Origin of the sequence: Nocardioides deserti, assembly GCF_014266025.1 — a bacterium.
Taxonomy (GTDB): Bacteria; Actinomycetota; Actinomycetes; order Propionibacteriales; family Nocardioidaceae; genus Nocardioides; species Nocardioides deserti.
Genome location: NZ_JACMYC010000002.1, coordinates 161192 through 181158, shown reverse-complemented (window position 1 = coordinate 181158; position 19967 = coordinate 161192). Strand labels below are relative to the sequence as shown.

Annotated in this window: 16 protein-coding genes, 1 tRNA gene and 1 pseudogene; 4 read left to right on the top strand and 14 right to left on the bottom strand. The window is 72.6% G+C overall.

The features are described from left to right. Positions 1 to 20: 20 nt before the first annotated feature. Genes pknB through H7344_RS04195 form a run of 7 tightly spaced genes read right to left on the bottom strand, consistent with a single transcriptional unit; the run spans position 21 to position 8890 of the window. Positions 21 to 1793 (bottom strand): Stk1 family PASTA domain-containing Ser/Thr kinase, encoded by a 1773-nt coding sequence (pknB, locus tag H7344_RS04225; RefSeq protein WP_268238542.1) that lies wholly within the window; start codon positions 1791 to 1793, stop codon positions 21 to 23. Continuing rightward, a complete protein-coding gene (locus H7344_RS21050; RefSeq protein ID WP_229707004.1) occupies positions 1790 to 3412 on the bottom strand; it encodes a serine/threonine protein kinase in 1623 nt (540 codons plus the stop codon). Before H7344_RS21050 ends, pknB begins: the two co-directional genes overlap by 4 nt. Continuing rightward, complete coding sequence (locus H7344_RS04215) at positions 3409 to 4881, bottom strand: peptidoglycan D,D-transpeptidase FtsI family protein (protein ID WP_229707003.1); 1473 nt, start codon at positions 4879 to 4881, stop codon at positions 3409 to 3411. The genes H7344_RS21050 and H7344_RS04215 overlap by 4 nt, the downstream gene beginning before the upstream one ends. Beyond that, entirely contained in the window at positions 4878 to 6281 is a 1404-nt protein-coding gene (locus tag H7344_RS04210; protein WP_222130250.1) for an FtsW/RodA/SpoVE family cell cycle protein, read from the bottom strand. The genes H7344_RS04215 and H7344_RS04210 overlap by 4 nt, the downstream gene beginning before the upstream one ends. Then, positions 6281 to 7690, bottom strand: a complete 1410-nt coding sequence (locus tag H7344_RS04205; RefSeq protein WP_186344771.1) for a PP2C family protein-serine/threonine phosphatase — start codon at positions 7688 to 7690, stop codon at positions 6281 to 6283. Before H7344_RS04205 ends, H7344_RS04210 begins: the two co-directional genes overlap by 1 nt. After that, complete coding sequence (locus H7344_RS04200) at positions 7687 to 8169, bottom strand: FHA domain-containing protein FhaB/FipA (RefSeq protein WP_186344770.1); 483 nt, start codon at positions 8167 to 8169, stop codon at positions 7687 to 7689. The genes H7344_RS04205 and H7344_RS04200 overlap by 4 nt, the downstream gene beginning before the upstream one ends. Further along, a complete protein-coding gene (locus H7344_RS04195) occupies positions 8162 to 8890 on the bottom strand; it encodes an FhaA domain-containing protein (protein ID WP_186344769.1) in 729 nt (242 codons plus the stop codon). The genes H7344_RS04200 and H7344_RS04195 overlap by 8 nt, the downstream gene beginning before the upstream one ends. A gap of 196 nt (positions 8891 to 9086) precedes the next feature. Here H7344_RS04195 and H7344_RS04190 point away from each other — a divergent pair. Then, positions 9087 to 9170 (top strand) — tRNA-Leu (locus H7344_RS04190). 212 nt (positions 9171 to 9382) lie between these two features. Here H7344_RS04190 and H7344_RS04185 read toward each other — a convergent pair. From H7344_RS04185 to H7344_RS04155, 7 genes and pseudogenes are all read right to left on the bottom strand, one after another. Then, positions 9383 to 10051, bottom strand: a complete 669-nt coding sequence (locus tag H7344_RS04185; RefSeq protein ID WP_186344768.1) for a trimeric intracellular cation channel family protein — start codon at positions 10049 to 10051, stop codon at positions 9383 to 9385. Positions 10052 to 10146: 95 nt separating this feature from the next. Further along, complete coding sequence (locus H7344_RS04180; RefSeq protein ID WP_186344767.1) at positions 10147 to 10887, bottom strand: alpha/beta fold hydrolase; 741 nt, start codon at positions 10885 to 10887, stop codon at positions 10147 to 10149. 89 nt (positions 10888 to 10976) lie between these two features. Beyond that, the gene (locus H7344_RS04175) at positions 10977 to 11327 is read right to left on the bottom strand and encodes a nuclear transport factor 2 family protein (protein ID WP_186344766.1); all 351 of its coding nucleotides are present in this window, start codon (positions 11325 to 11327) and stop codon (positions 10977 to 10979) included. Between the two features lie 110 nt (positions 11328 to 11437). Next, on the bottom strand, positions 11438 to 12262 hold the full coding sequence (locus tag H7344_RS04170) for an alpha/beta fold hydrolase (RefSeq protein WP_186344765.1): 825 nt from the start codon (positions 12260 to 12262) through the stop codon (positions 11438 to 11440). Between the two features lie 127 nt (positions 12263 to 12389). Further along, a complete protein-coding gene (locus H7344_RS04165) occupies positions 12390 to 15173 on the bottom strand; it encodes an AAA family ATPase (RefSeq protein WP_186344764.1) in 2784 nt (927 codons plus the stop codon). 120 nt (positions 15174 to 15293) lie between these two features. Next, positions 15294 to 16321, bottom strand: a pseudogene (locus tag H7344_RS04160) (alkene reductase). A gap of 591 nt (positions 16322 to 16912) precedes the next feature. Beyond that, positions 16913 to 17284: a WYL domain-containing protein gene (locus tag H7344_RS04155; RefSeq protein ID WP_186344763.1), complete on the bottom strand. Its 372-nt coding sequence runs from the start codon at positions 17282 to 17284 to the stop codon at positions 16913 to 16915. A gap of 303 nt (positions 17285 to 17587) precedes the next feature. Between H7344_RS04155 and H7344_RS04150 the strand changes: the two genes are divergently transcribed. The 3 genes from H7344_RS04150 to H7344_RS04140 all read left to right on the top strand — a co-directional run bounded on the left by H7344_RS04150 (position 17588) and on the right by H7344_RS04140 (position 19953). After that, positions 17588 to 18283, top strand: coding sequence for a GntR family transcriptional regulator (locus H7344_RS04150; RefSeq protein WP_186344762.1), 696 nt, complete (start codon positions 17588 to 17590; stop codon positions 18281 to 18283). Positions 18284 to 18475: 192 nt separating this feature from the next. Then, positions 18476 to 19159 carry a hypothetical protein gene (locus tag H7344_RS04145; protein ID WP_186344761.1) on the top strand — a complete coding sequence of 228 codons (684 nt, stop codon included), beginning with the start codon at positions 18476 to 18478 and terminating at the stop codon, positions 19157 to 19159. Continuing rightward, positions 19156 to 19953 carry a cobalt transporter gene (locus tag H7344_RS04140; protein WP_186344760.1) on the top strand — a complete coding sequence of 266 codons (798 nt, stop codon included), beginning with the start codon at positions 19156 to 19158 and terminating at the stop codon, positions 19951 to 19953. Before H7344_RS04145 ends, H7344_RS04140 begins: the two co-directional genes overlap by 4 nt. The last annotated feature ends 14 nt before the right edge of the window (positions 19954 to 19967 follow it).

Below are 19967 nucleotides of genomic sequence, written 5' to 3'. Positions count from 1 at the left end.
GCGTCCCGCTCGGGGGGCGGTCAGCCGCGGCCGGGTCGGGAGGGGAACACCGAGGGCAGGTCGGTGGGCAGGTCGGTCGGGGAGTCGCTGGGATCGGGGGTCTCGCTGGGCGAGGGCTCCTCGGTCGGCTCCTCGTAGGTGCTGACGACGATGGTGACCGTCGAGTCCTGAGGCAGGGTCTCGCCGGGCTCGGGGCTCTGCTGGATGACCGTGCCCCTCGGCTCCGTGGTGTCGGAGGAGCGGACGACCGAGACGCGGAAGCCCGCCTCGGTGATCATCCGCTCCGCCTCGCGCTGACGGCGGCCGCGGACGTCGGGCACCTCCTCGGGCCCGTCGGAGTAGGCGATGGTGACCGTCGCGCCCTCCGCGACCTCCTGGCCCGCAGCCGGGTCCTGGGCGACCACCTCTCCGGCGGGCTCGTCGGACTCCGTCTCCTCCTGGTTGGTCCGCAGCCCCGCGGCGCGCAGCTGCGCCGCGGCGTCGGCGCGGCTGAGCCCGACCACGGACGGGACGTTGACCTGCGGCTCGCCGAGGGAGACGACGATGTCGACGGCGGTGCCGGGGTCGACGTACTGGTCCCGGTTGGGCTGCTGCTCGGCGACCTTGCCGGCGGGGATCGTGTCGTTCTCGGCGAACGACACGTCGCCGACGCTGAGCCCCGCCTCGCGGATCGCCGCCCGGGCCTGGTCGTCACCGAGCCGGACCAGGTTCGGCACCTGCACCTGCTCGGGCGGCGACTCGAAGAGCCGCGGCAGCAGCACGAAGCCCGCCACGACCAGCCCGAGCAGCAGGACGACGAGGAACGCGATCAGACCGGTACGACGACCGGGACCGCCGTCGTCGGCCGCCGGCAGCGGCGGGCGCACGGCGGTCTGGTGCACGGCGGGCGCCGCGGCGACGGGAGCGGCGACCTGCGTGGCCGGCGGCGCGGCTGCCGCCTGGACGGGTCGGCCGGCGAGGTAGCGCTCGATGTCGCTGCGCATGGCGGCGGCGGACTGGTAGCGGTCCTCGACCCGCTTGGCCAGCGCCTTCATCACGATCGCGTCGACCTCGGGCGGGAGGTCCTGGTCGTGGTCCGACGGCGGGCGGGCCGGCTCGCGGACGTGCTGGTAGGCGACGGCGACCGGGCTGTCGCCGACGAACGGCGGGCGGCCGGTGAGCAGCTCGTAGAGCAGGCAGCCGGCGGAGTACACGTCGGAGCGTGAGTCGACGGTCTCGCCGCGGGCCTGCTCGGGGGAGAGGTACTGCGCGGTGCCGACCACGGCCGCCGTCTGGGTCATCGTCGACGAGGCGTCGCTGATCGCGCGGGCGATGCCGAAGTCCATCACCTTGACGTCGCCGGACGGCGTCAGCATGACGTTGCCGGGCTTGATGTCGCGGTGGATGATCCCGGCGCGGTGGCTGTAGTCCAGGGCGGAGAGCACGCCGCTGGTGATCTCGAGCGCGCGCTCGGGGAGGATCTTGCGGCCCTCGCGCAGGATGTCGCGCAGCGTGCGCCCGGCGACGTGCTCCATGACGATGTAGGGCTGGGCGACGCCGGAGCCGTCGGTCGCGAGCTCCTCGCCGGTGTCGTAGACCGCGACGATCGCGGGGTGGTTGAGCGAGGCCGAGGACTGCGCCTCCCGGCGGAAGCGGGCCTGGAACGTCGCGTCGCTGGCCAGGTCGGTGCGCAGCCGCTTGACCGCGACGACCCGGCCGAGCCGGGTGTCGGTGCCCTTGCGGACCTCGGCCATCCCGCCCCGGCCGAGCAGCTCGCCCAGCTCGTAGCGACCGCCGACCACCGGCCCCGTCACGGGGTGACCTCGTCAGTGGGGCTGGGCGCGGTGCTCGCCTGCGCCGGTGAGGCGGGGGCGGACGTCGGGGCCGTGGGGGAGGGCGGCGGCGTGGACGTGGGGGGCTCCTCGGTCGGTTCCTCGCTGAAGCTGGGCTCCTCCGTGGGCTCCTCCGTCGTCGGCTCCTGGGACGGCTCCTCCGTCGTCGGCTCCTCGGTCGGCTCCTCGGTGGGCTCCTCGGTCGGCTCCACGACCGGCTCGGGACCCCAGTACTGCACGGTCACCCGCTCGCCCTCGTCGAGCCGGCCGGACGGGTCGACCGACGTGACCAGGCCGGCGGTCTCGCCCCCGGGGTTGGTGACCTCCTCGGTGGTCACCTTGAGCCCGGCGCGGGCCAGGGCGCGGCGCACGTCGCCGACGGGGCGGCCCACGTAGTCGTCCTCGTCGATGGTGATCGTGCCCGCCGACGCCGAGGGCGTGTTGACCGGGTCGTCGTCGTCACCGCCGCCGCTCAACGCGATCGCGGCGACGACGCCCGCGACCACGAGGACCGCGAGGAGCAGCGCGACGACCAGGCCGGTACGCCGTGCACCACCGCCGCCGGCACCGGTGCTGCCGTCGGTCATGTCCGGGTCGAGGCCGGCGGTCGCGCTCGAGGCCTCCGGGACGACCGCGGTCGCCTGGGTCGGCGGCTCGGGGGTGGCGACCACCGCGGGCGCGATCACCTGCGTCTGCTCGCCCGCGGACGCCGGCGGCGGGGCGAGCACCTCGGTCGAGGGGTCGCGCAGCGCCGCGGCGAGCGCCGAGGCGTCGGCGTACCGCTCCGCGGGGTCCTTGGCCATCGCACGCCGCACCACCGCGGCCAGGTCGGCCGGCACCGAGCCCGGGAGGTCAGGGACCGGGTCGTTGAGGTGAGCCAGCGCCGTCGCGACCGGTGAGTCGGCCTGGAACGGGCGGTGCCCGGCGAGCATCTCGAACGCGACCACGCCGAGGGCGTAGACGTCCGAGGCCGGCGTGGCGGAGTTGCCGCGGGCCTGCTCGGGCGAGAGGTACTGCGGGGTGCCCATCACCTGGCCGGTCTGGGTCATCCCGATGCCGTCCGCGGCGCGGGCGATGCCGAAGTCGGTGATCTTGACCGTGCGGTCCGGGGTGACCAGCAGGTTGGCCGGCTTGATGTCGCGGTGGACGATCCCGGCGGCGTGCGCGGCACCCACGGCGTCGGCGACCTGGCCGAGCAGGTCGCGCACCGCGTCGGGGTCGAGCGCCTCGCCCTCGCGCAGCAGCGCGGAGAGCGGCTGGCCGTCGACGAGCTCCATGACGAGGTAGGGCCGCGGGACGCCGGACCCGTCGGTCGGGGCGGCCTCGCCGAAGTCGTAGACGGCCGCCACGCCGGGGTGGTGCAGCGAGGCCGCATGGCGCGCCTCGGTCTCGAACCGGGAGCGGAACGTCGCGTCGTCGGCGTACTCCGACTTCAGCAGCTTGACCGCGACCTCGCGGCCGAGGGTGCCGTCGGTCGCGCGCCACACCTCGCCCATGCCGCCGGTCGCGATCCGGCCCTCGAGCCGGTAGCGGTGGGCGTCGTCGGCGTACCGGTCGCCGGACGGCGCCGGGGTGCCGAACGGCTCGGTCGGGTCGGTCACTGGCGGATCACCGCTTCCATGACGGCCTTCGCGATCGGGCCACCGAGGGTGCCGCCGGCGATCTCGGAGCGCGAGATCTCGGCGTTCTCGATGACGACCGCGACGGCGACGTCCTCGTCGGGGGCGAAGGAGACGAACCAGGCGTACGGCGGACGGTCGGGGTCTCCGGACTGCGCGGTGCCGGTCTTGCCGGCGACCTCGACGCCCTGGATCGCGGCGGGCGAGGCGGTGCCGTTCTCGACGGTGGAGACCATCAGCTCGGTCACCTCGTCGGCGGTCTGCGGCCGGACGGCCTGCGACAGCTCGGTGGGCTCGGTCTTGTCCAGCACCTCGTAGTCGGCCGACTGGACCTCGTCGACGACGTAGGGCCGCATCACGACGCCGCCGTTGGCGATGCCGGCGACGACCATCGCCATCTGCAGCGGCGTCGCCCGCACCTCGAACTGGCCGATGCCGGTCTGGCCGAGCTGCGCGGCGTCCGGGTCGTCGGGATAGACCGACTCCGCCTGCGGGCGCAGGTCCTCGAGGGAGGTGCTGCCGAAGCCGAACGCCTCCGCGGTCTCGAGCATCCGCTCGGCACCGACCTCGCCGGCCAGCGCCGCGAAGGTGGTGTTGCAGGACTGCTCCATCGCCTGGGTGAACGGGATCCGGTCGGTCCCGCAGGCGCGGCCCTCGTTGTCGATCTGGCCGGTCTCGCCGCTGGTCAACGGGAGCTGGTAGGTCGCGCCGCCCGGCACCTGGTCGTCGGCGGTGTAGAGCCCGGCCTCGATCGCGGCCGCGGCGGTGACGACCTTGAACGTCGACCCCGGCGGCAGGGTGGTCTGGATGGCGCGGTTGAGCAGCGGCTGCGCGGGGTCGTCGGTGAGCCGCTCCCACGTGTCGGCGACCGCGGAGAAGTCGTGGGAGGCGAGGTTGTTCGGGTCGTACGTCGGCAGCGAGACCATCGCCAGCACCTTGCCGCTGCTGGGCTGGAGCGCCACCACCGACCCGCGGGTGCCCCTGCCGAGCGCGGTGAGCCCGGCGTACGCCGCGTCCTGCGCCGCCGGGTCGATCGTCAGCTGGACGTTGCCGCCCTCGGACTGGTCGTTGCTGACCAGGTCGACCAGCTTGGTGACGAACAGCCGGGAGTCCTCGCCGGAGAGCACGTCGTTCTGTGTGCGCTCGATGCCGCTCGCGCCGTACTGGTAGGCGAAGAAGCCGGTGAGCGGTGCGTACTTGAACGGCTGCGGGTAGGTCCGCAGGAACTCGTACTCGTCGTCGGCGGGCTCGCTGACCGCCACCGAGTCGCGCCCGACGAGGATCGCGCCGCGCTCGCGGGAGTACGCCGCGTCGATCACGCGCCGGTTGCGCTGGTCGTCGTTGAGGTCGCCGGCCGCGTGGTACTGCAGGTAGGTCGCGTTGACCATCAGCGCCAGGAACAGCAGCAGGCAGAAGATCGAGATCGTGCGGATCGGCTTGTTCATCGTCATGACAGGCGTACCACCTGGGTGGTCTCCGCGTCCGCGGCGGTGTCGCCGGCGGTGTCGCCGACCGACGGCGCGGGCCGGCGGGCGAGGTCGGAGATCCGCAGCACCAGCGCGATGATCACCCAGTTCGCCACCAGCGAGGACCCGCCGTAGGAGAGGAACGGGGTGGTGAGGCCGGTGAGCGGGATCAGCCGGGTCACGCCGCCGACGACCACGAACACCTGGAGCGCGAAGACGCTGGCGAGGCCGGTGGCCACCAGCTTGCCGAACCCGTCGCGGGAGATCAGCGCCGCGCGGAGCGCGCGCTCGACGATGAGGCCGTAGAGCAGCAGGACCGCGATGACGCCGGTCAGGCCCAGCTCCTCGCCGATCGCCCCGATGATGAAGTCCGACTCGGCGTAGGGGATCCGGTCGGGGCTGCCCTCGCCGAAGCCGCGACCCAGGAGTCCGCCCCAGCCCATCCCGAAGAGCGACTCGACCAGCTGGTAGCTCTGGTCGCTGGTGCCCTCGCCGTAGTAGGCGAACGGGTCGAGCCAGATGTCGACGCGGGTGCGCACGTGGCCGAAGAGCCGCCACGCGACGAGCGCGCCGCCGAGGAACAGCGTCGAGCCGACCACCAGCCACCCCGGCCGCTCGGTCGCGACGTAGAGCATGACCAGGAAGAGGCCGAAGAACAGCAGGCTGGAGCCCAGGTCGCGCTGGAAGACGAGGATGCCGAGGCTGATCAGCCACATCGCCAGGATCGGCCCGAGGTCACGACCGCGGGGCAGGTCGACCACGAGCAGCCGCCGGCCGGCCAGGGCCAGCGCGTCGCGGTGGAGCACCAGGTAGCCCGCGAAGGCGACGACGAGCAGCACCTTGGCGACCTCGCCGGGCTGGAAGCTGAACGGCCCGACGCCGATCCAGATCCGCGCGCCGTTGATCGTCTTGCCCAGGCCGGGCACCAGCGGCAGGAGCAGCAGCACGATCGCCGCCAGGCCGCTGGTGTAGGTGAAGCGGGTCAGCACCCGGTGGTCGCGCAGCACGACGAGCGTGCCGACGAAGAGCAGGACGCCGAGGGTCATCCAGGTCAGCTGCTGACGGGCGAACGTCGTGCCGTCGGCCAGGTCGAGGCGGTGGATGACCGCCAGCCCGAGCCCGTTGAGCGCGGCCACGACCGGCAGCAGGACCGGGTCGGCGTACGGCGCCACGAACCGGATCACCACGTGCGCGGCCACCACCAGGCCGGCCAGCCACCCGCCGTACCCCAGCAGGTCGACGGGGACCTCGCCCTCGACGCCGATGCCGACGGCGGCGTACGCCCCGACGCCCACCGCGAGCGCGAGGACGAGCAGGAACAGCTCCGCCCCCCGCCGGCGGCGGTGGACGAAGCCCATGATCGCGCCCTGCTGGCCGGCCGCCATCACGGCGACTCCGGTCCGACGGCGGTGTCGCTCTCGTCGCTCTCGTCGCTCGGGCCGGAGCCCGGGCCCGGCGGTGCGGGGCGGGTGGAGCCCGCGGACCCGGCGGACGCGGCGGACCCGGCGGTCTGCTCGGGCGCCTGCTTGGCGGCGAGGTTGTCGACGGCGCGCCGGGCGTCGTCGAGGTCGTCGACCTCGATGCCGGCGCGCACCTTGCCCGCGTCGAAGTCCGAGAGCCGGTCGACCTCGACGTCGGTGGTCTCGTAGGGCTCGCTCAGGGAGACGCCCGGCACCTCGGTGTTGAGGCCGCGGAAGATGACGACCGAGCCGTCCTGCTCGCCGACGAAGTACTGGTGCTGGCTCCACGACCACGCGGCGGCCGCGGCGACCCAGACGACGCCGGCGAGCACCAGCAGCGCGAAGACGGGCCGCAGCCAGGCCAGGCGGCGCGGCGGGCGGGGGGCGTAGCGGGCGGCCTCGGGGTCGATCGGGTCCGACGGGATCGCGAACGGGACGTCGTCGGGCACGTCGGCCGGCACCGGGTCGAGCTCGCCGGTGTCGCCGGAGCGGTGGCCCCGGAACAGGCCGCCGGGCTTCGCGCCGCGCACCGGCTTGCGGCGCAGCTCGCTGGCGGCGCCGACGAGCATCGGCTCCAGCTCGGCGTACGCCGCGTCCCCGGCAGCCTGCTCGTCGGTGACGACGTCGGAGACGATGCAGGTGACGTTGTCGGAGCTGCCGGCCTCGAGGCTGGCGCGCACCAGCTCGACCGCGGCGAAGTCGGGCGTGCCGCTGCCGAGGATGTCGGCGAGCCGCGCGTCGTCGAGCACCCCGCTGGCACCGTCGCTGCACAGCAGCAGCCGGTCACCGGCGACGAGCTCGATGAGGAAGAGGTCGGGGTCGACGTCGCCGGGGCCGCCGAGCGCCTTGAGGATCAGGTTGCGGTGCGGGTGGACCCGCGACTCCGCCTCGGTGATCCGGCCCTCGTCGATGAGGCTCTGCACGAACGTGTGGTCCTTGGTGAGCTGCGAGAGCTCACCCTCGCGCCACAGGTAGGCGCGGCTGTCGCCGACGTGCCCGAGGCCGATCCGCTGGCCGTCGAAGAGCGCCACGGTCGCCGTGGTGCTGGTGCCGTTGAGCGTCGGGTCCTCGTCGACGAGGTCGTTGATCCGGTCGTGCGCGCGGTGTAGCGCCCCCGAGACGAGGCCGAGCAGGTCCTCCGGCTCGCCGGTCGGCTGCTCGTCGAGGCGGCGCAGCTGCGAGACGGCCGTGCTGGAGGCGATGTCGCCGCGCGCCGCGCCGCCGACGCCGTCGCACACGGTGAGCAGCCAGGGGCCGGCGTACCCCGAGTCCTGGTTGTCCTTGCGGACCCGGCCGACGTCGGAGATCGCCGACCAGTGCAGGCGCAGGCTCACTTCCGCAGCTCCAGGATGGTCTTCCCGATCCGCACCTGGGTGCCGAGGGTGACCGTCGTGGGCTGCGTGATCCGCACGCTGCCGATGTAGGTGCCGTTGGTGGAGCCGAGGTCCTCGACGAACCACTGGTCACCCGAGGCGGCGATCCGAGCGTGCCGGGTGGAGACGTAGTCGTCGTCGAGCCGGATCGCGGCGTCGGTCCCGCGGCCGATGAGGATCGGCGCCTGGTCGAGCTCGGCGCGCTCGCCGACGTTGCTGCCCTCGGTGACGATGACGTGGGTCGGCGAGCCGCGACGCTTGGCCGGCGGCTTGCTCCTGCCCTTGCCCTTGGGGCCCCGCGGCTCGGCGGCGCCGCGCGCCGCCTCGGGCACGCGCGCGCCGAACATGTCGGAGCGGATCACCGAGATCGCGGAGAGCACGAAGATCCACAGGATGGCCAGGTAGGCGACCCGGATGAGGAAGAGCGTCAGCTCAGACATCCCAGGCGTCCTCCTCGACGACGCGGACCGTCATGGTGGTGTTGCCGATGCGCACCTCGGCGCCGTCGTGCAGCGCCGCGCGGGCCATCTTCTGCCCGTCGACGAGCATGCCGTTGGTCGAGCCGAGGTCGCGCACCTCGACTCGCACGGTCTCCTCGTCGCCGCGCCGCTCGGTGGTCACGCCGAACTCGACGTGCCGCCGGCTCACGCCGGGGTCGTTGATCCGCACGTCCGCCTCGGTGCCACGCCCCACGACCACCCCCGGCGGGTGCAGCGGCTGGGTGGTGCCGTTGACCTCGAGCACGGCCCGCGCGCGGCGTACCTGCGTGTGCGTGGCGTTGCCCGTGACCCGCGCCTGCGCGCGGCTGCGGATGCGGAACCGGCCGGTCGTGAGGTCCTCGGCCGGCTCGAACTCGATGTTGACCGGACCCGGGAAGACGTAGCCTTGGTCGTCGGCGTGGTCCTGCAGCTGGGTCGCCAGCTCGCCGGCCATCGCGGAGTCGTACGGCGCCAGCCGCTCCAGGTCCGGCGCGGACAGCTCGACGTGGAAGTCGTTGGGCACCAGCCGCCGGTCGCGCGACAGGATCTGTGCGTTGTTGTCGACCTCGCGCTGCAGCGCGGCCGCGATCTCGACCGGCTGCACCGCCGACCGGAACGCCTTGGCGAAGGCGCCGGAGATCATCTGCTCGAGCCGCTGCTCGAGGCGCGAGAGTCCACCCACGTCCCGCCGCCTCCTTCCAGGTCGTCGCTCTGCGTCGCTCCGCCGCTGCGGCGGAATGCTCGTCCGGGCAGGGCTGACCGGCCTACCGGCCGCCGGGTCGCGACCGATCGTAACCATGTCGACGTCCGGCGGCCCGCACCCTCCGTTCCCGGTTTGGTCGGACCTCACGCGCTGGGCTAACCTTGCGGGGCTTCACGCGCGAGTGGCGGAATAGGCAGACGCGCACGGTTCAGGTCCGTGTGCCCGAAAGGGCGTGGGGGTTCAACTCCCCCCTCGCGCACGTCGAGCAACCGAAGGCCCCGGGTCCACGACCCGGGGCCTTCGTCGTTCTCGGCGGGTCGCGCTCGACGCGGTGAGCGAATCGGCGGTCTCCTGGTCGACGCCGCCGAGCTCGAGATCGGCGAGACGTTCCTGCGCGCCGAGGGACTGCTCGGCTACCGCAGTGGCGACGGCAGGTGACCGCGCGGAAGCCAGGCCTCGGTGCGGGCGCGCTCATCCGGGGCTGGGGGATCCGCGGCGTCGTACGGCCAGCGCCTGCTGCTCGGGGAAGCTCCAACCGAAGCGCACCGCGAGCAGCCGGGTCGCTGTGGTGAGGGCGACTCCGGCGATTGCTGCATCCGGCACGGTGACGCCCACCGCGACGAGCGAGACGAGGAACGCGGCGCCGGCGGCTGCGGCGACGGCGTAGAGCGAGCCGACGTGGAGCAGCGCGACAGGCAGGTTGAGCATCAGGTCGCGCAGCATGGAGCCGCCGACGGCGGCGATGGCGCCCACGACGACCGCCGGGACGGCAGGAACCTCGAGCGAGAGCGCTTTCGAGGTGCCGATTGCGCCGAAGAGGCCGATGGTCAGTGCGTCGAGCGGGAGGATGATCCGGTCGAGACGTGCGAACAACCGCTGCAGCGACATCCCGAGGAACGCGGCGACGACAGCGACGAGGACGTACCACTGGCCACGGATGACGACCGGGGCCTCCCCGAGGAGGAGGTCGCGGAGCACGCTCCCGCCGAGCGCGAGCCCGACGCCCACCAGCACGGCGCCGAGCGCGTCGATGCGGCGCTCGGTGAACGCGCCGGCGAACAGGGCGCCCTGGACGGCCCCGAGGGCGACGGCGGCAAGCTCGGCCGCGAGCGGGATCGTGAACGGCAGGCTCTGGGTCATCGTGGCTGCTCCTGGCGCTGCATGCCTGCCGGACCGGCCCCTCGAGCCGTCGCTGGCGACGGGGAGGGGCCGGTCCGGGATGCGTCGGGCACGTGTCAGCGGGTGGTCGCGCGGGCGGCCTCGTCGATCAGGCGCGCGACGGCCTCGGGCTTGGAGACCGAGACGGCGTGGGACGCGTCGACCTCGACGTTCCGGGAGCCCGCGCGCTCACCCATGAACCGCTGGGACTCGGCCGGGACCGCGAGGTCTGCGAGGGTCACCAGGTTCCAGCTCGGGATGTTCTTCCACGCCGCTCGGGTGGCCTTCTCCTCCAGTGCGTCGCCGACGATGGGTCGCTGGGTCACGGCCATCAGCGCGGTGACGTCCTCGGGCACGTCGGCTGCGAAGACCTCGCGGAACCTGTCCTGCTGGATGTAGAGGTCGGAGACCTCCTGGCCGTCGGGGGAGGGGAGCGTGACGGGGTTCAGCGCCGGACCGAGCTCTCCGCCGGGGAACTTGGCGGCGAGCTCCCCGGTGCTCTCGCCCTCCTCGAGGATGAAGCTGGCCACGTAGACGAGGGCCTTCACCTGGGGATGGCCGTCGGCCGCCTGGCTCATGACGCTGCCGCCGTAGGAGTGGCCGGCGATGACGATGGGGCCGGCCACGCTGTCGAGGACGGTGCGGAGGTAGTCCGCGTCGGCCTGCAGACCGCGCAGCGGGTTGGCCGCCGCGATCACCGGGTAGCCGTCGTTGCGCAGCGAGACGATCACGTCGTTCCAGGAGGAGGAGTCGGCGAAGGCCCCGTGGACGAGCACGATCGTCGGCTTGGTCGTCGACTCGTGGGTGGAGAGGGACATGATGCATTTCCTTTCGGTTGGAGGCGGTCGAGCCGCCTGGGTACGACGCCGCAGCGCGAGGTGGCTGGGGGTCGGCAAGGGGTCTCTCGTCAGGGACCGATCACGAGCTCCGTGATGCCGGCCCCGTCGAGGGTGAAGCGGTAGTCGAGCTCGGCGACGCCGCCGGGGAAGTCGCCTTCGAGGCGGTTCGTGGCGACCCAGTGGGCGTCGTCGACACGCTGGGCCCCGACCAGCTCGGTGGTGTAGGTGAACTGGGCTCCGGCCTCGCGCAGGAAGGTCTGGACGGCGCTCGTCCCGCGGAAGGTCTCGCCCTGGTCGACGACGACGGCTTCGGGGGCGAAGGAGCGGAGGGCGGCGTCGACGTCGCGGGCCGCGTGGGCGCTCAGGTAGTCGCGGATCGTGGCCGGGAGCTGGTCGGGCTGGATGGGGGTGGCGGTCATGTCGTGGTCCTCACTCGGTGTGCTGTGACGTGTCTGCTCCTCGTGGGCGGGCAGGGGCGGGCCACGGCTCGGTCGCCCGGGCCGTGCCTCCTGCCGCGCCGTCCGGTCGCTCAGTCCCGGATGAACGCGAGCAGGTCCTGGTTGATGACGTCGGCGTTGACGGTGCACATGCCGTGCGAGAAGCCCGGATAGACCTTGAGATGGCCGTCCACGAGGAGGCGTACCGACAGCTCGGCGGAGTCGCCGATCGGGACGACCTGGTCGTCGTCGCCGTGCATGACGAGTGTGGGCACCCGCATCTGCTGCAGGTCCTCGGTGAAGTCCGTCTCCGAGAACGCCTTGATGCCGTCGTGGTGGGCCTTGGCCCCGCCCATCATGCCCTGCCGCCACCAGTTCCAGATGACTCCTTGGGAGACCTTCGCGCCGGGTCGGTTGAACCCGTAGAAGGGCCCGGAGGCGACGTCGAGGTAGAACTGGGACCGGTTGGTGGCGGTACCTTCACGGAAGGTGTCGAACACCTCGATCGGCAGGCCGCCCGGGTTGGCGTCCGTCTGCAGCATCAGCGGGGGCACTGCCCCGACGAGAACCGCCTTGGCCACCCGGCCGGCGCCGTGCCGCGCGACATAGCGGGCCACCTCTCCTCCGCCGGTGGAGTGCCCGACGTGCACCACGTCGCGCAGGTCGAGGTGCGCGACCACCGCGGCGGCGTCGGCGGCGTAGTGGTCCATGTCGTGCCCGTCGGAGGTCTGGGTGGAGCGCCCGTGCCCGCGACGGTCGTGGGCGATGACCCGGAAGCCCTGCTGGACGAAGAAGACCAGCTGAGCGTCCCAGTCGTCCGAGCTCAGCGGCCAGCCGTGGTGGAACATGATCGGCTGACCCGAGCCCCAGTCCTTGTAGAAGATCGAGATCCCGTCGTCGGTGGTGATGCTCGGCATGGCTTGCTCCTCGTGTGTGGCCCCTCGGGGCGCCGGGTGTCCTGCAAGCCTCGTCCGGCACGGCGCGCGCAACGTCAGTCGGATGACTGCAATACCGCAGGGGTACGGACGCGGTCGACCGGAGCGGTCACCGGGTGTTGGCGCTCGAGGTGTCGCCCAGCGCATCGCGCAGGGCTGCGCGAGAGGTGATGCCGAGCTTCGGGAAGATGCGGTAGAGGTGGGCCGACACCGTGCGAGGGGACACGTAGAGCCGGGTGGCGATCTCGCGATTCTTCAGGCCGCCTGCCGCCAGCTGCGCGACCTCGAGCTCCTGGGGCGTCAGGGAGTCGACACCGCCGACGCCGCTGGCGGCGGCAGCACGGCGAGTTGCGCCGGTCGCCCGGAGCTCGGCGGAGGCTCGTCGTGACCACAGCCGCGCGCCGAGACGGTCGAAGCCGTCACGGGCGGCCTCGAGCTGGACCCGCGCGTCACGTGTCCGACGCAGTCTGCGCAGCCGTTCACCGTAGGCCAGCCGCGCACGCGCGAGGTCGAACGGCCACGCCTCGATCCCGGGGATGCCGAGTGCGTCGTCAAAGAGGTCCGCCGTGGTGTCGTCCGGCGCGACCATCGCCCGGGCGGCAGCAGCGACCATGGCGAACCGCGCTGACAGCCGACCCGGGTCGGCGGCGTGCAGCGCCTCGGCGTGGGCCCGGGCCTCGTCCGACCGCCCGGTGTGCAGCGCGGCGTCGACCAGGTCCCACGCCGACCAGAGTGCCTGTGGGTCGTGGGTGTGCAGGCTGCCCGGTCTGCCGATGGCGGCGGCATGGGCGTACGCCTCCTCGAAGGCGCCGGCGCCGAGCGCCGCCTCGCCGAGCGCATGGTTCGCGAAGTCCTCGAGTCGTCCCAGCTGTCGAGGGACCGCCCAGGCGAGCATGGCTTCGCTCTCCGCCGTGCACACCTCGAGGTCCCCGCGGCGCGCGGCGATGAGGGCGGTGGCGTAGGTGCGGCTGGAGTCGTACAACCGGTATCCGAGCGTGTCCGCGAGCGCCCCTGCGTCGGCGGCGGTCCGCTCAGCGGCATGCCACCGACCGGCGGCGAGGTCGTCGAAGGTCATCATGCTCAGCGCCATCAGTGCCGAAGCAGCCGCGCCGGAGTCGCGTCCGTCACGGGCGACCCGGTCCAGGGCATGCCGGCAGCCGGCCAGCCGGTCGGTGTAGAAGCTGGCGATCGCGGTGCGGATGATGCGCTCGACGTCCAGCGTGTCGTCGAGCTGCTCGATCTGGCGGTCGAGCGCCGCCAGCATCGATGGCGACGCGGTGAGAGGGGCGGCGAAGGTCTCGGTGAGGAGGAGGGCGTCGGCCGGTGCCGACGTACCCATCCGGGCGACGAGATCGTCGTAGTCCTCCCAGTAGTCCACGCGTCCGGCGTAGTGGCACATCACCACGAGCGTGTAGAGACCGCGGGAGAGTGCGTCCCGGTCGTGGTCGGGCTCTGCCAACGCGGTGTCGATCGCGGCGGTCAGGAACCGATGGGCCACCGTGGCGTCGCCGTCGCTGTTGAGCAGCATGTAGGCCGTGGCGACCGCCGCCTCGAGCGTCTCGCCGAGCGTGGGGTCCCGTCGCTTGGCCTCGCGCAACAGCTGCGAGGAGCTCTTGAGCTCGCCTGCAGCGAAGGCACCGATGAACGCCGCGTGCGCCATGCGACGACTCCGGGCGCCGCGCTGCGGACTGAGCTCGGCGGCACGCAGCAGGCGCGTGACGGCCCCGACCACGTCGCCGCGCCGGAGTGTGCGTTGCGCGCCCTCCTCGACGATCGCGGCCACGGCCTCGTCCGGCGCCTCAGCGGCTTCGGCTGCGTGGTGCCCGCGCCGCTCGGGCTGGTCGGGGAAGATCTCCGCCAGCCGTTGGTGTGCCTCTCGCCTGTCGTCGTGCGTCGAGAGCTCGACGACCACCGACTTGATCATCGGGTGCCGGAACCTGATCTCACCGGACCGCTCGTCGACCAGAACCAGGTGGTCGCGCTCTGCCGGGTCGAGGCCGGACAGGCCCGCCGAGGCGCTGCTCTCGGCCAGGGCGGCGAGGCTTCCCGAGCCCTCGAGGGCGGCGAGCAGCAGCAGCCGACGTGTCGCCGCCGGCAGGCGGCCGATCCGGGTCGCGTAGAGGGACCGGACCTCACGGACGGTGACCGCTGTCGACCCAGAGGCTGCGCGAGGATCGGCGCGGGGGTGACCGGCTGCCGCCGCGAACTCGAGCAGCGCCAACGGATTGCCCTGCGCCTCGTGCGCGACCTCCCGCAGGACCCGCGTGGGCAGGTGGGCGAACTGGTGAGCCAGCAGCTCCATCGCATCGTCGTCGTCGAGCGGCCGCACGCCGAGCTCCGGCCACCCGGTGCGCTCGAAGAACCCACCGGCGCCGGGTCGGGTGGCTCCCAGCAGGCCGATCCTGCTGCCCCCCACCCGGCGTCCGACGAAGCCGATGACGGAGGCGGTCGCGCGGTCCAGCCAGTGCATGTCGTCGATGACGACCAGCAGCGGCTTCTCGTCGGCCGCTCGGCGCAGCAGCGCCAGCGACGCCTGGAGCACCGTCAGCCGCTCCGGAGCGGGGCCGGAGTCGAGTCCGAGGGCGACCTGCAGCGCCTCCCGGCTCGGAGCGGGCAGCTGCACCAGCTCGTCGGCCAGCCGGTCGACGAGCTGGTGCAGGCCGGCGAAGCTCACATCGGTCTCGTACTCGACGCCTCCCGTGCGGACGACCCGCACCCCGGCGGCGGCCGCTCTCCTCGCGGCAGCGTCGAGGAGCGACGACTTGCCGACTCCCGGGTCGCCCGTGAGCAGGAGGGCTGCGCCGTCGGCCTCGGCCCGTGAGAGGAACACGTCCACGTCCGCGAGCTCACGCTCGCGACCGAGGAGACACGGGTCGTCGTCCAGCTGAGCCATAGGTCGCGCTCCACGGCTCCGCCCCGAGTCGCGGAGTAAGCATCGGATGCCAACGGTTGGAGCGCCATGCTAAGCGCTACCGCCGTGCTGGTGCATCCACTCGGGCCTCGGCTGCACGGGTCAGGCTGAGCGTCCGAGCGCGGGGTAGTCGGTGTAGCCGGCGGAGCCACCGCCGTAGATGAGCTCGGGGCGCAGCGGGTTGAGGCCGGCGCCGATGGCGAGGCGAGCGGGCAGGTCGGGGTTGGCGATGAAGGACTTGCCGAAGGCGATGGCGTCGGCCCATCCGTTCTCGAGCACGCGCTGGGCCTTGGTGGCGTCGTAGCCGCCTGCGGCGATGATGACGCCGCTGAACGCCTCGCGGAGCTTGATCCGGAAGTCGTCGTCGAGCTCGGGGCCCTCGGCCCAGTCGGGTTCGCTCAGGTGCAGGTAGCCGAGCTCGCGCTCGTTGAGCCGCTCGGCGATGTACAGGCCCATCTCGAGCCCGTCGGCGTCGTCCAGGCCGCCGAACTTGATGAGTGGCGAGATGCGCATGCCGACGTGGGCGGCGTCCCAGGCGTCGATGACGGCGTCGACGACCTCCAGGGGGAAGCGGGCGCGGTTCTCCAGCGAGCCGCCGTACTCGTCGGACCGGAGGTTGCTGCTGGTCGACATGAACTGTTGGAGGAGATAGCCGTTGGCGCCTGGATCTCCACCATGTCGAACCCGGCGTCGCGGGCGTTGCTGGTCGCCCGGCGGTAGTCCCCGACGATGCGGTGGAGCTCGTCGGCCCGCAGCTCGCGGGGGGTCGGGCAGGGCGCCGTGACGAGGTTGCCGGCACCATCAGCGATGGTCGTGAGGCCGTCGAACGGCAGGGCGCTGGCCGAGACGCCGGGGCCACCCTCCTGGAGGTCGGGGTGGGTCACCCGCCCGACGTGCCACAGCTGGGCAGCGATCCTGCCGCCGCTGCCGTGCACAGCAGCGGTGACGCGGCGCCAGGCGTCGACCTGCTCGGCGGAGTAGATCCCCGGCGTGGCGACGTAGCCCTTCCCCTCCGGGCTGATCTGGGTGCCCTCGGTGACGATGAGGCCGGCGCTCGCGCGCTGGGTGTAGTACTCGGCCATGAGTTCCGTGGCGGTGTCACCGGGCTGAGCGGCGCGCATCCGGGTCATCGGTGCCATGAAGATCCGGTTCGGCGTCGTGAAGGCCGGCAGGGACAGTGGGTCATGCAGGGTGGGCATGGGTGCTCCTTCGTCTCTTCGTTGACGCAGCTGCGTCAGGTACTGGTTCGATCGCGGTCGAGTGGTCGTCCGCGATCGCACGCAGCCGGCAGCCACGTGCCGCCTTGGTGCAGGCGAGCGCTGAGGTTGCCTTGTGCGCACCGATGAGGCTCGTCCACAGCGGCGTGGCCAACATCAGTCCGATGACTGCCAGTACGCGGTGGTCGCCCGGCCGGGATGCTGTGGAGCGGGCGCTCGACGAGCGGCAACAGTCAGGGGACGCGGCACCGGGCAGCCGTGGAGTCGCTGGAGGAGGGAGCGCCGATCCAGAAGGCTCATTGTTGTGCCGTCGGGGGCGCGGAGCTGGTGCTGCAGGTCTCACCCAAGGCCCCGCGGGTTGATCGTCACCACTGCGGTCGCCGTCCTGGCGTGGGTCGACCGACGACATGCGGCTGGTGCAGCCGCTGGGGTCCGGCTCCGGAGCTGCGGTGATCGGCCTCGGTTCCCTCGTGGGACGGTCAGGCCGGGCGGAGAGCTGCCCCCTCAACCGGCCTGTTCGGCGGTGCTGGTCGCGCCGGCGAGGCGCGCTGCCAGCGTCCTGATGTGCTCGACGAGGTCGGGGGGCTCGTGAACCAGGAAGTCGAACCCGTTGGTCGTCACGTAGATGGCCAGCTCGTCCAGCGAGTTGGAGCCGGCCCGAAGAGTGCAGCTGTGCTCGTCGATCGGTTCCAGGGTCGCGGTGGCGGGATCGATGCGCTCCGCCGCGGTCTCAGCGCTGACGTGCAGGTGAATCGGGCCTGGTAGGGGTAGGCGGACGTGGAGATCGCGCGTGACGTGTAGCCGCTGAGATCGGGGTCTGGCGCAGTGCGGGGGGAAAGCGGGGCCCGTGGGGGTGCGCGGATCGAGGCGGTCCACGCGGTGGTGCGCCAGTCCTGACGATCGACGTCCCAGCCGACGAGGTGGGCTTCGATGATTCGCACGTCGCGGGTGTGCCCGCACCGGCCCCGCCGAGCGAGGTGGTCGTGGCCGTCGTGGTGCGGCTCGTCGACCCGGCTCGAAGGCGGGACCGACTCGCGAGTCCTTCTGGTCACCGCCCGTTCACCGCGGGAGCGCCGAGGTCGTGCACCATCCGCGCAGCCCGGACGGTGCTTCGTGCACGCCACCGTGCGCCGCCGCTCCGGGCGTCGCGCCGTGCCGTCTGCCCGGAGGTCGTCCACGTTGAGGTATCCCGAGATCGCCAAGGCGATCGCCGCGCGCATCCACCGGGGCGAGTACGCCGCGGGCGATGCCCTGCCGAGCGAGACGGCGCTGGCCACCGAGCTCGGCGTGTCCCGCAGCACCGTGCGCCGGGCACTGGAGGTGGTGCAGCGCGACCAGATGCTGCTCTCCCGCCACCACGGCCGCTGGCTGGTCTACGCGCCGAGCCGCACCCACGACTACGACTTCAGCAAGCCACTGATGCAGTGGGCCAGGACGGCCGGGGTCTCCGCTGCCGGCACGACGATGAGCGTGGCGACGGCTCGTGCCACGGCGTTCGAGGCCGCGGGCCTGCAGGTCGGTCGCGGCGACGAGGTGCTGCGTGTGACCAGGCTCGCGACCATCGAGGATCGCCCGGCGGTGCTCGTGCGCGCGACCTTCCCGAGCTGGCTGGCGCCAGCGCTCGAACAGGTCCCGGCCGATGAGCGGTCGCTCGTGGACGCGCTGGTCGAGACCGCCGACATCGAGCCGGGGCAGACGTCGTACCGGGTGAGCGCAGTCGCGGCCAGCTCCGAGGACAGTCGGCTGCTGGCCGTGCCGCGGTCGGCTCCGCTGGTACGGCTCCTGCGCACGGCCCGCGTGTCCGACGGGCGTGTCTTCGAGTTCAGCGACCTGCGGGTGCGCGCGGACGAGCTCTCCCTGGTCGTCCACGCCTGAGACCGCTTCCGACAGCGGTTGCGTTTCTTCACCGCCCCGTCGTCTGCTCGCGGCGCGAGGGAGGGCTGCCCGACGCAGGATCGTCGGTCCCGGTCGCGAGATTCACCGCGTTCGCCACTCGATCGGGATGGCGCTGGATCCTGCCTGCTTCTTCTATCGAGGACCGACGTGTTGGTGTGTGCCCTGCGGCTCGTGCTGCGACTGGTCTCGGTCGTCGGCGCCCTCGTCGTCATCGGCACGGTCACGCCGACGCCTCATGCCGCAGCGCACCCGTTCGGTGACCCCTCGGTCGCCCAGGTGGACCTCGAGGCTCCCGACACCGTCCGGGTGACGTGGAGGTTCGGCATGTCCGACGACCTCACCTACCTGGCCCAGTGGCTCGACCTGCTGCCGCCGGAGCGCTTCATGCTCGACGGCGCGGTGTTCTTCGAACCAGCGGACCAGGACCTCCTCGCGACGTCCACGGCGTTCGCCGACTACCTGCTCGAGCAGGTCTCGGTGACCACTGCTGACGGTGCCTGCACCGGGACCGTCGTCGACATCGCCCACCTGGTCGACGCGGGCGTCACCCTCGACTTCGCCTGTCCGGGCACCGTGTCCGAAGCACAGGTCGAGCTGGCGATGCTCACCGACATGAACCCGGCGTACAAGACGATGGCATCCGGTCCGGAAGGACAGAAGCAGGTCTACGACGGCGGGCAGGAGACCCATGTCTGGGCCCTCGCGGCCGCCGGCGGTGCCGGCACCTCGACGGCTCCGGACCTGGGCCGCAGCGCGGCCGTGCAGACGGGCAGCGTCCTGGGCGCCGTCGCCCTGGTCAGCGTCCTTGGCGGGCTGGTCTGGCACCGCCGTCGCGAGAAGCAGGGCATGAGATGACCCCGCACGCCGCGAACCCGCTGGTCGCCCCGCTCGTCCTGGGGGCCGACTCGCTCGGTGAACGGTTGCAGGGCTCCCTGTCCGCACCCGGTCTCGCGCCGGTCGCCATCCTGGTCGCCCTGGCCGCAGGGGCCCTGCACGCGTTGGCGCCCGGGCACGGGAAGAGCCTCGCCGCCGCCTACCTCGTCGGCACCGAGGGAAGGGTCCGCGACGCGCTCTGGATGAGCAGCTCCGTCGCTCTCATGCACACCTTCTCCTGCCTCGTCCTCGCCGTTGCCTGGACCTTCTTCTCGCTCTCCGACCTGGTGGGCATGCAGGACCTGACGACCACGCTGCAGCTCGCCGCCGGGGTGCTCGTCACGGGCACCGGCGTCTGGCTGCTTCGACGCCACCTGCGCGCGGGACGATCCGACGGCCACGGCCACGGCCACGGGCACGGCCACGGGCACGGGCACGGGCCGGGTCCGTCACGACCCGGCCTGGTCCTGCTCGGCATCTCCGGTGGCCTCAGCCCCTCCCCGGCCGCGTTCCTCGTGCTGGTCACGGGCTTCTTCACCGGACGTGCCGGCTTCGCGCTCGTCCTGGTGATCTGCTTCGGCCTCGGCCTGGCAGCAGTCCTCTTCACCGTCGGCGTCCTCGCCGTGTCGGGACGCCACGTCGTCGCTCGTGCCGCGGAGTCGCGCGCGGTCCTCCGGCTGGCCACTCGGGTGGCCCCCGTTCTCGCCGCCGGGGGCATCACGCTCCTCGGCTGCGGCATCACCACCGTGGCCGTCACCCAGCTGGGTGCGGCCTGACCCATGGAAGATCC

Bases quoted from the DNA above. Each gene is read 5' to 3' on its own strand.
- H7344_RS04215 (WP_229707003.1), bottom strand. From the start codon at position 4,881: ATGACGATGAACAAGCCGATCCGCACGATCTCGATCTTCTGCCTGCTG.
- H7344_RS04185 (WP_186344768.1), bottom strand. From the start codon at position 10,051: ATGACCCAGAGCCTGCCGTTCACGATCCCGCTCGCGGCCGAGCTTGCC.
- H7344_RS04170 (WP_186344765.1), bottom strand. From the start codon at position 12,262: ATGCCGAGCATCACCACCGACGACGGGATCTCGATCTTCTACAAGGAC.
- H7344_RS04175 (WP_186344766.1), bottom strand. From the start codon at position 11,327: ATGACCGCCACCCCCATCCAGCCCGACCAGCTCCCGGCCACGATCCGC.
- H7344_RS04165 (WP_186344764.1), bottom strand. From the start codon at position 15,173: ATGGCTCAGCTGGACGACGACCCGTGTCTCCTCGGTCGCGAGCGTGAG.
- H7344_RS04200 (WP_186344770.1), bottom strand. From the start codon at position 8,169: ATGTCTGAGCTGACGCTCTTCCTCATCCGGGTCGCCTACCTGGCCATC.
- H7344_RS04180 (WP_186344767.1), bottom strand. From the start codon at position 10,887: ATGTCCCTCTCCACCCACGAGTCGACGACCAAGCCGACGATCGTGCTC.
- H7344_RS04140 (WP_186344760.1), top strand. From the start codon at position 19,156: ATGACCCCGCACGCCGCGAACCCGCTGGTCGCCCCGCTCGTCCTGGGG.
- H7344_RS04210 (WP_222130250.1), bottom strand. From the start codon at position 6,281: ATGGCGGCCGGCCAGCAGGGCGCGATCATGGGCTTCGTCCACCGCCGC.